Source organism: Enterobacter cloacae complex sp. SHL020 (assembly GCF_049236945.1).
In the GTDB taxonomy this organism is placed as follows: Bacteria; Pseudomonadota; Gammaproteobacteria; order Enterobacterales; family Enterobacteriaceae; genus Enterobacter; species Enterobacter dykesii.
This window is the reverse complement of record NZ_JBMKJF010000016.1, coordinates 20,739-29,209: the sequence shown is the minus strand read 5'-3', so window position 1 is coordinate 29,209 and position 8,471 is coordinate 20,739. Positions and strand designations below refer to the sequence as shown.

Annotated in this window: 9 protein-coding genes and 1 riboswitch; of the genes, 3 read left to right on the top strand and 6 right to left on the bottom strand. The window is 56.4% G+C overall.

Annotated features, from left to right (window positions below):
* Positions 1 to 405 precede the first annotated feature (405 nt).
* Entirely contained in the window at positions 406 to 1,995 is a 1,590-nt protein-coding gene (gene purH, locus ACOTZB_RS22445) for a bifunctional phosphoribosylaminoimidazolecarboxamide formyltransferase/IMP cyclohydrolase (RefSeq protein ID WP_193805493.1), read from the top strand.
* Between the two features lie 15 nt (positions 1,996 to 2,010).
* Positions 2,011 to 3,303, top strand: a complete 1,293-nt coding sequence (gene purD, locus ACOTZB_RS22440; RefSeq protein ID WP_421628541.1) for a phosphoribosylamine--glycine ligase — start codon at positions 2,011 to 2,013, stop codon at positions 3,301 to 3,303.
* Between the two features lie 47 nt (positions 3,304 to 3,350).
* Here the strand turns inward: purD and ACOTZB_RS22435 are convergent, their stop codons facing one another.
* From ACOTZB_RS22435 to nudC, 6 genes are all read right to left on the bottom strand, one after another.
* Positions 3,351 to 4,043 carry a DUF1481 domain-containing protein gene (locus tag ACOTZB_RS22435; protein ID WP_421628542.1) on the bottom strand — a complete coding sequence of 231 codons (693 nt, stop codon included), beginning with the start codon at positions 4,041 to 4,043 and terminating at the stop codon, positions 3,351 to 3,353.
* 11 nt (positions 4,044 to 4,054) lie between these two features.
* On the bottom strand, positions 4,055 to 4,327 hold the full coding sequence (gene hupA / locus ACOTZB_RS22430) for a nucleoid-associated protein HU-alpha (RefSeq protein ID WP_002445246.1): 273 nt from the start codon (positions 4,325 to 4,327) through the stop codon (positions 4,055 to 4,057).
* Positions 4,328 to 4,513: 186 nt separating this feature from the next.
* A complete protein-coding gene (locus ACOTZB_RS22425; protein ID WP_032644509.1) occupies positions 4,514 to 5,104 on the bottom strand; it encodes a YjaG family protein in 591 nt (196 codons plus the stop codon).
* A 41-nt stretch (positions 5,105 to 5,145) separates the two neighbouring features.
* Entirely contained in the window at positions 5,146 to 5,817 is a 672-nt protein-coding gene (gene nfi / locus ACOTZB_RS22420) for a deoxyribonuclease V (protein WP_023309979.1), read from the bottom strand.
* A 9-nt stretch (positions 5,818 to 5,826) separates the two neighbouring features.
* A complete protein-coding gene (hemE, locus tag ACOTZB_RS22415; RefSeq protein ID WP_029742041.1) occupies positions 5,827 to 6,891 on the bottom strand; it encodes a uroporphyrinogen decarboxylase in 1,065 nt (354 codons plus the stop codon).
* Between the two features lie 38 nt (positions 6,892 to 6,929).
* A complete protein-coding gene (gene nudC / locus ACOTZB_RS22410; protein WP_421628540.1) occupies positions 6,930 to 7,703 on the bottom strand; it encodes an NAD(+) diphosphatase in 774 nt (257 codons plus the stop codon).
* A gap of 95 nt (positions 7,704 to 7,798) precedes the next feature.
* On the opposite strand from nudC, the gene ACOTZB_RS22405 reads away from it, so the two are divergent.
* On the top strand, positions 7,799 to 8,296 hold the full coding sequence (locus ACOTZB_RS22405; protein WP_032662962.1) for an Rsd/AlgQ family anti-sigma factor: 498 nt from the start codon (positions 7,799 to 7,801) through the stop codon (positions 8,294 to 8,296).
* Between the two features lie 54 nt (positions 8,297 to 8,350).
* A riboswitch (TPP riboswitch) is annotated at positions 8,351 to 8,462 on the top strand.
* The last annotated feature ends 9 nt before the right edge of the window (positions 8,463 to 8,471 follow it).

The following is an 8,471-nucleotide window of genomic DNA, read 5'->3' as shown; positions in this document are numbered from 1 at the left end:
CTTTCGCTCACCGTTGCGAGGTGGCGTATATTACGCCTTCCTCTTTCAGAGTCAACCCGTTATTTCAGGATTTTTTCTCTTCAACCGACCGGGCTGTTTGTGAAGTGATTCACATCCGCCGTGTCGATGGAGGCGCATTATAGGGAGTTCTCAGCAGGCCGCAACCACTAAATGACAGAAAAATGACTGACTGCTGCATTCCACAGCAAAACCCCGCCTTATACCTTTTTACACACAGACTTATCCACAATGATACGAAAAAGTGAAAATGTGCGAGCGTTGCGCAAACGTTTTCGTTAAAATGCTCGCGCTTAATAAGGATGCCCCGTCAGGTGTGTTAGATGAGTTTTTCGCAGGAAAATTCATCTAACGCTCTCTGTAATCGTGAAATCCAGGGGATTTACCATGCAACAACGTCGTCCAGTCCGCCGCGCTCTGCTCAGTGTTTCTGATAAAGCCGGTATCGTCGAATTCGCTCAGGCACTTTCCGCACGCGGTGTGGAGCTGCTTTCTACAGGCGGTACCGCTCGCCTGTTAGCAGATAAAGGTCTGCCGGTAACCGAAGTGTCCGATTACACCGGTTTCCCGGAAATGATGGATGGACGCGTCAAAACCCTGCATCCGAAAGTGCACGGCGGTATCCTTGGCCGTCGCGGTCAGGACGATGCCATTATGGAACAGCATGACATCGCCCCAATCGACATGGTTGTCGTTAACCTTTACCCGTTTGCCCAAACCGTAGCCCGCGAAGGCTGTTCTCTGGAAGATGCCGTAGAGAATATTGATATCGGCGGCCCAACTATGGTGCGCTCAGCAGCCAAGAACCATAAAGATGTGGCTATCGTGGTGAAGAGCAGCGATTACAACACCATTATTAACGAGATGGACGCCAACGAAGGGTCACTGACTCTGGAAACGCGTTTCGACCTCGCCATCAAAGCCTTCGAGCACACCGCGGCGTACGACAGCATGATTGCCAACTACTTCGGTAGCCTGGTGCCGGCTTACCACGGTGAAAGCAAAGATCCTTCCGGCCGCTTCCCGCGCACCCTGAACCTGAACTTCATTAAGAAGCAGGACATGCGTTACGGTGAGAACAGCCACCAGCAGGCTGCTTTCTATATAGAAGAAGAGGTAAAAGAAGCCTCTGTTGCGACCGCTCAGCAGGTTCAGGGCAAAGCGCTCTCCTATAACAACATTGCCGACACCGACGCCGCGCTGGAATGCGTGAAAGAGTTCAACGAGCCGGCCTGCGTTATCGTTAAGCACGCCAACCCATGCGGCGTTGCCGTGAGCACCTCTATTCTGGATGCCTACGATCGCGCATACAAAACCGACCCAACCTCTGCGTTCGGCGGCATTATCGCCTTCAACCGCGAGCTGGATGCTGAAACCGCACAGGCCATCATCTCCCGCCAGTTCGTTGAAGTGATCATCGCGCCATCCGCATCTGAAGAAGCGCTGAAAATCACCGCGGCGAAACAGAACGTACGCGTGCTGGTTTGCGGCCAGTGGGCAGAACGCGTGCCGGGCCTGGACTTCAAGCGCGTGAACGGCGGCCTGCTGGTTCAGGACCGCGATCTGGGTATGGTGACAGAGGCCGACCTGCGCGTGGTAACGAAACGCCAGCCGAGCGAACAGGAACTGCGTGACGCGCTGTTCTGCTGGAAGGTCGCGAAGTTCGTCAAATCCAACGCTATCGTCTACGCCAAAGAGAACATGACCATCGGGATAGGCGCAGGCCAGATGAGCCGCGTCTACTCCGCGAAAATCGCGGGTATTAAAGCAGGCGATGAAGGTCTGGAAGTGAAAGGCTCTGCCATGGCTTCTGACGCCTTCTTCCCGTTCCGTGACGGTATTGATGCTGCCGCAGCAGTGGGCATCACCTGTGTGATCCAGCCTGGCGGCTCAATCCGCGACGACGAAGTGATTGCCGCCGCCGACGAACACGGCATTGCGATGATCTTCACCGACATGCGCCACTTCCGCCATTAATTCCCGGAGCAGAAAATGAAAGTATTAGTGATTGGTAACGGCGGACGCGAGCACGCTCTGGCGTGGAAAGCGGCGCAGTCTCCGCTGGTGAAAACAGTCTTCGTAGCGCCGGGCAACGCCGGTACCGCGCTGGAACCCGCGCTGCAGAACGTGGCTATCAGCGTGACCGATATCCCTGCGCTGCTGAGCTTTGCCCAGAGCGAGAAAATCGATCTGACGATTGTGGGCCCGGAAGCGCCGCTGGTGATTGGCGTGGTGGATGCGTTCCGCGCGGCGGGTCTGACAATCTTCGGGCCTACGGAAGGTGCCGCGCAGCTGGAAGGCTCCAAAGCCTTCACCAAAGATTTCCTCGCGCGTCATAACATCCCGACGGCGGAATATCAGAACTTCACCGAAGTGGAGCCAGCCCTGGCCTACCTGCGTGAAAAAGGCGCGCCGATTGTCATCAAGGCCGACGGTCTGGCCGCAGGTAAAGGCGTTATCGTCGCGATGACCCTCGAAGAAGCCGAAGCCGCGGTTCAGGATATGCTGGCGGGTAACGCCTTTGGCGACGCGGGCCACCGCATCGTGATCGAAGAGTTCCTCGACGGTGAAGAAGCGAGTTTTATCGTGATGGTCGACGGCGAGAACGTTCTGCCGATGGCCACCAGCCAGGACCACAAGCGTGTGGGCGATGGCGATACCGGCCCAAACACCGGCGGTATGGGCGCTTACTCACCCGCTCCGGTCGTGACTGACGAAGTCCACCAGCGCACCATGGATCGCGTCATTTGGCCTACCGTGAAGGGAATGGCGGCGGAAGGCAACACCTACACCGGTTTCCTCTATGCGGGTCTAATGATCGACAAGCAGGGTAACCCTAAGGTCATCGAATTCAACTGCCGCTTTGGCGATCCGGAAACGCAGCCCATCATGCTGCGCATGAAATCCGATCTGGTGGAACTGTGCATGGCAGCCTGTGAAGGCAAGCTCGACGAGAAAACCTCAGAGTGGGACGAGCGTGCGTCTCTGGGCGTGGTGATTGCTGCAGGTGGTTATCCGGGCAACTACAACACCGGGGATGAAATCCACGGCCTGCCGCTGGAAGAGATTGAAGGTGCGAAGGTGTTCCATGCGGGTACGAAGCTGGCTGAAGACGATCGCGTCCTCACCAACGGCGGACGCGTGCTGTGCGCAACCGCGCTGGGCCATACCGTGGCAGAAGCGCAGAAACGCGCCTACGCGCTGATGGCGGATATTCACTGGAACGGCAGCTTTAGCCGTCAGGATATCGGTTATCGCGCGATTGCGCGCGAGCAGGGAGAGTAATTTCCCCCTCATCCTAACCCTCTCCCTCAAGGGAGAGGGGATTTAAATCAAAAACTTTTTTCCGTCGGCTGCCAGGTGCAGAAGTCTTCGTTCGCCACCAGCAGCAGCTGAGAGCCTTCCGGCGCTTCCAGCCACGCCACACTCACTTCCATTGATGAATGACGCTGACGGCGTTGAATGTGTTCGGTTGCCCAGGATTCAAGCTCAGGCTTGACCGTCTGTCCTTCGCAGGTTGTCACCGTCCCATCGGCATGCCAGCGCCCCTGACGCAGCACAACGCGTCCCAGACGAAGCGCATCGCTGGTCTGGCGGATTTGTTCGGCACGATAACGGTAGAGAGCGATTTGATCGCTGGAAAGCTGCTGTTTTTGACCGCTGACTTCGCGCTGCATAAAGCTCAGCTCGCCATGGTCGTCAAAACGCACGTTCACGTGTTCGGGGGTCTTGCTGTAGACGTTCAGTTCAATCAGCGACAGGTCATCTCCCTGCCAGCGGTATTCCGCCGTCGACGTATTGCCGTTATGCCACGGGCTGAAGGCAGAAAGCAGATGCACTTCATCGCCGGAATCTTTGCGCCAGATCCTGACCGCGCCCTGGTTGTCCGCGTAGCCGCTGGCGGTAAACGGTGGCAGGGAGGTGTCGTGGCTGCAGGCTGACAGCAGCAGCATGCCTGCCAGCGCGAGCGTTCCACGCCAGAAAGACAAAAGGGGCGTTGCCGCCCCTTCGCTAAAACTGTTCACTGCCACGCGTCTTACTTAACAGCGTCTTTCAGTGCTTTACCAGAAACAAATGCCGGCACGTTAGCGGCGGCGATTTTGATTTCTTTACCGGTCTGCGGGTTGCGGCCAGTACGCTCAGCGCGGTGGTTCACTTTGAAGGTACCGAAACCAACCAGTTGCACAGCATCGCCTTCTTTCAGAGACTCAGTAATAGCAGCCAGGGTAGATTCCAGAGCAGCTTTAGCCTGCACTTTAGACAGATCAGCCTTGTCCGCAATTACATCAATCAGTTGAGTCTTGTTCATAAGTTATCCTTTCAATGTGTTTATCGCTTGCTAAGCATCGAGTGCGACGAAAATGCCAAAAAAGCACTCTCCTGCATACACGCACCGATAGCCACTTTTTTTCGCCCCCCAAATGTAGACCAGACAAGGGGCGAAAGGGAAGAGTCGAGGAGCGACAAAACGGGCGTTATCTCAAGTTTTCTTGTCTCATTGGTTAAAAATTATACCAATATTGCTCTCACCAGCCTCTCGTAAGTCCGCGCGCAGCCCTTTTATCAGCTCAATATCGCGTTCTTCACACTCTGCCAGCAGGCGGAAAATTTCCCATTGAATGTCCCATTCTTGCTCAACCGCCGGGTTCGCACGCAGCTCTTCGTCGGTCATCTCGCGACCTTCCTGGGTCATTTCCAGCATCGCGACGGTCGTAATAGACGCCTTACTGACTTCAATAGCGTGCTCCAGAGTTTCGCCGCTCAGACGGGAGTGAAGCAGTTCGCTCAACGCCACGCAGGCATCAATCGCCGGGTAGACACCGTACAGGTCAAAATCATCCGCAACCGGAATCGCCTCTTCCAGCTTTTCCAGCTGGGAGTCGAAGTTCACCTTCGCGTCTTTCACCGTCAGAGTTTCCCAGATCAGATCCAGAATGCGGCGGTAGATATGGCCATCACCAAAGCCCGTCTCCTTACAGAACGCGGCATAGTTGGGATACATGCGCTCGCACAGGCAAGCCATAAACGTCACGTGCTGCCAGCTTTCAAGTTTCTCAAGGCGCAGGTGAATCGGGTTTTGTAGCATGATGATCTCTCGAATCGAAAATTAGGCGCAGTTTACCTGAATCATCGCTGAATTTCCTGCCAACGAACAAAAGCCGGACGCGAAGAGGCCACGGCGTCTGCCCAGCGCGTCGGCTCCGGCAAGCGGTAGCCCTTCATGCAGCGCTGCACCCACGCCAGGGCGCTGTCCATGCTCACCCGGTGCCCGGTGGCGATAAAGAGCGGGTTACAGCGCGCCTTGCTGCGCCAGACCCACGCCAGCTGCTCACCTTTATGGATAAGCGGCGCCAGCGCGCCCGGCTCGGCAGAAAGAGGTTCAAACGCGCCGCACAGGCGTTTCTTGGCAACGCCAATGGTCGGCACATCCACCAGCAGCCCAAAGTGGCTAGCAACGCCTAAACGGCGCGGGTGTGAGATACCGTGTCCATCGACAAACAGCAGGTCAGGTTTTTGCGAGAGTTGCTCCCACGCTGCCAGCAGCGCGGGATATTCGCGGAAGGAGAGAAAGCCCGGAATGTAAGGCATAGTGGTCGCAATACGCGCTACCTTGTACTCCACCAGCTCAAGCGAAGGATATTTCAGTACCACCATCGCCGCTCGCGTCACTTCCCCACCCTGCTCGAATCCGACGTCTGCTCCGCCAATGTACTGCGGAGGATCTTTATCCAGACGATCCTCGCGGATCACCGATGAAGCCAGTTCGATTTGTTGAGCGCGTAGCGACGCGAGATCCATAATCACTCCTTATTTGTGATACTGGGCAGAAAGCCGATGCACCGCCTCCACAAATACGCCTGCGTGTTCTGGCGGCACATCCTGATGAATGCCGTGGCCGAGGTTAAAGACGTGGCCTTCACCCTGGCCGAAACCAGACAGTATAGTCGACACTTCTTCTTCAATACGGGCTGGCGGCGCATAGAGCATGGACGGGTCCATATTGCCCTGCAGCGCCACTTTGTCGCCCACGCGGCGGCGCGCATCGGCGATATCGGTGGTCCAGTCGAGGCCCAGCGCATCGCAGCCGGTTGCCGCCATCGCTTCCAGCCACTGGCCGCCGCCTTTGGTGAACAGCGTCACCGGCACGCGGCGGCCTTCGTTTTCACGCAGTAGGCCGTCGACGATTTTGTGCATGTAGTACAGGGAGAACTGCTGATAATCGCGCCCTGTCAGTACGCCGCCCCAGGTATCGAAAATCATCACCGACTGCGCGCCCGCCTTAATCTGCGCGTTCAGGTAGAGGGTGACGCTCTTCGCCAGCTTGTCGAGCAGCGCGTGCAGGGCCAGCGGCTCGGCGTACATCATCTTTTTAATCATGGTGAAGGCTTTGCTGCTGCCCCCTTCAACCATATAGGTCGCCAGCGTCCACGGGCTGCCGGAGAAGCCAATCAGCGGCACTTCACCTTTCAGCTCGCGGCGAATGGTGCGTACGGCGTTCATCACGTAGCCCAGCTCGCCTTCCGGATCGGGGATCGGCAGCTTATCCACGTCGGCTTTGCTTTTGATTGGGGAGGTGAAACGCGGGCCTTCACCGGTTTCGAAGTACAGGCCAAGGCCCATGGCATCCGGAATGGTCAGAATATCCGAGAAGAGGATCGCCGCATCCAGCGGGAAGCGGCGCAGCGGCTGGAGCGTCACTTCACAGGCCAGCTCGGCGTTTTTGCACAGCGACATAAAATCGCCCGCCTGCGCGCGCGTGGCTTTATACTCCGGGAGATAGCGTCCCGCCTGGCGCATCATCCACACCGGGGTGACATCAACGGGCTGGCGCAGCAGCGCACGCAGATAACGATCGTTCTTCAGTTCGGTCATTTTTGCAGTTCCTTAAGCGTCATGGCCTCAGTGTAACACTACTCATACTCGGCCCGACACATCGCCACGGTATCTTCTATCAGCCGACGCGCCACGGTGCCCGGCGGAGGTAACAGCGGTAAATCGTCGTAGCGATACCAGTTCGCGTCCAGCAGCTCTTTCTGGTCGATAACGATCTCGCCGCTGTCGTATTCGGCCATAAATGCCGTCATCAGCGACTGCGGGAATGGCCACGGCTGGGAGGTAACGTAGCGCAGGTTCTTCACTTTGATCCCACTCTCCTCCATCACCTCGCGCGCCACCGCCTGCTCCAGCGTTTCGCCCACCTCGACGAAGCCGGCCAGCACGGTGTAAATGCCGTTGCGATGGCGGGTATGCTGCGCCAGCAGGATGGAATCCTCCCGGCGGATAGCGACGATAATGCACGGCGCGATCTGCGGATAGTAGCGTTCGCGGCAGTGGCTGCAGAGCATCGCCCACTCGGTTTTGCTCGGGCGCATGGTATGACCGCAGTAGCCGCAGTATTTATGCGAGCGGTAAAACTCGGCCAGCTGCACGCCCCGCCCCGCCAGCTGGAACAGCCCCACGTCCAGATCCAGCACCTGGCGCACCGATCCCATATCCTGGCGGCGGGGATGTTGGATCAACCACACCGGCTCACCCTGCCACTCGCCGATCTGTAGCGCTGGCTGGCCAACAAGATCGAACGCCTCAGCTGCACCGTAGGGAATTTCTCCGGCAGGAAGCCATAATTTTTGTTCGTGACTGACGATCCACCAACCAAGATCTGATTTTTCAATAATACGATCCATATCTATTGCACTACCTTCGCTTCACTGACATGTTGTTAGCATTGTGGTTACATTCTGGATAAGCAGATTCAATCCTACATTTTGCGGAGTCGACCATGTTAAACCAGCTGCAAAGCCTGACTGAGCGCGTTAGAGGAAGTAACAAACTGGTGGATCGCTGGCTACATGTGCGCAAGCATCTACTCGTGGCTTATTACAATCTGGTCGGTATTAAGCCTGGCAAAGAATCGTTTATGCGACTGAATGAAAAAGCGCTGGATGATTTTTGTCAGGGCCTGGTCGACTATCTGTCCGACGGCCATTTCAATATTTATGAACGCATTATCCGCGAAATGGAAGGGACAACGCCGTATTTAGCGGCCAGCAAGCTCTATCCACTTCTGGAAGCCAACACCCAGCAGATCATGGATTACTATGATTCCGCGCTCGAGAACGCTATCGACCACGATAACTATCTTGAGTTTCAGCAGGCGCTATCCGACCTCGGTGAAGCGCTGGAAGAGCGATTCACGCTGGAAGATAAGCTGATCGCCCTTGTGCTGGACAATGATTTAAACATCAGTAACGAAGAGAACGTCGCGCGCCCTGCTTGAGTTCTTCACCGTTAACGAGTAATTTACAACCATTCGCCCCTCTCACGAGGGGGATTTTTCTTGTCGGAGTGCCCAGCGCCTGAAAGCGCGGGCTGAGACCGTTAATTCGGGATCCGCGGAACCTGATCAGGCTAATACCTGCGAAGGGAACAAGAGTCACACTGCTGTTGTATCG

Excerpts from the sequence above, each read along its gene's own strand:
- ACOTZB_RS22425 (WP_032644509.1), bottom strand. The coding sequence starts at position 5,104 with ATGCTACAAAACCCGATTCACCTGCGCCTTGAGAAACTTGAAAGCTGG.
- purD (WP_421628541.1), top strand. The coding sequence starts at position 2,011 with ATGAAAGTATTAGTGATTGGTAACGGCGGACGCGAGCACGCTCTGGCG.
- nfi (WP_023309979.1), bottom strand. The coding sequence starts at position 5,817 with ATGGATCTCGCGTCGCTACGCGCTCAACAAATCGAACTGGCTTCATCG.
- nudC (WP_421628540.1), bottom strand. The coding sequence starts at position 7,703 with ATGGATCGTATTATTGAAAAATCAGATCTTGGTTGGTGGATCGTCAGT.
- hupA (WP_002445246.1), bottom strand. The coding sequence starts at position 4,327 with ATGAACAAGACTCAACTGATTGATGTAATTGCGGACAAGGCTGATCTG.
- purH (WP_193805493.1), top strand. The coding sequence starts at position 406 with ATGCAACAACGTCGTCCAGTCCGCCGCGCTCTGCTCAGTGTTTCTGAT.
- ACOTZB_RS22405 (WP_032662962.1), top strand. The coding sequence starts at position 7,799 with ATGTTAAACCAGCTGCAAAGCCTGACTGAGCGCGTTAGAGGAAGTAAC.
- hemE (WP_029742041.1), bottom strand. The coding sequence starts at position 6,891 with ATGACCGAACTGAAGAACGATCGTTATCTGCGTGCGCTGCTGCGCCAG.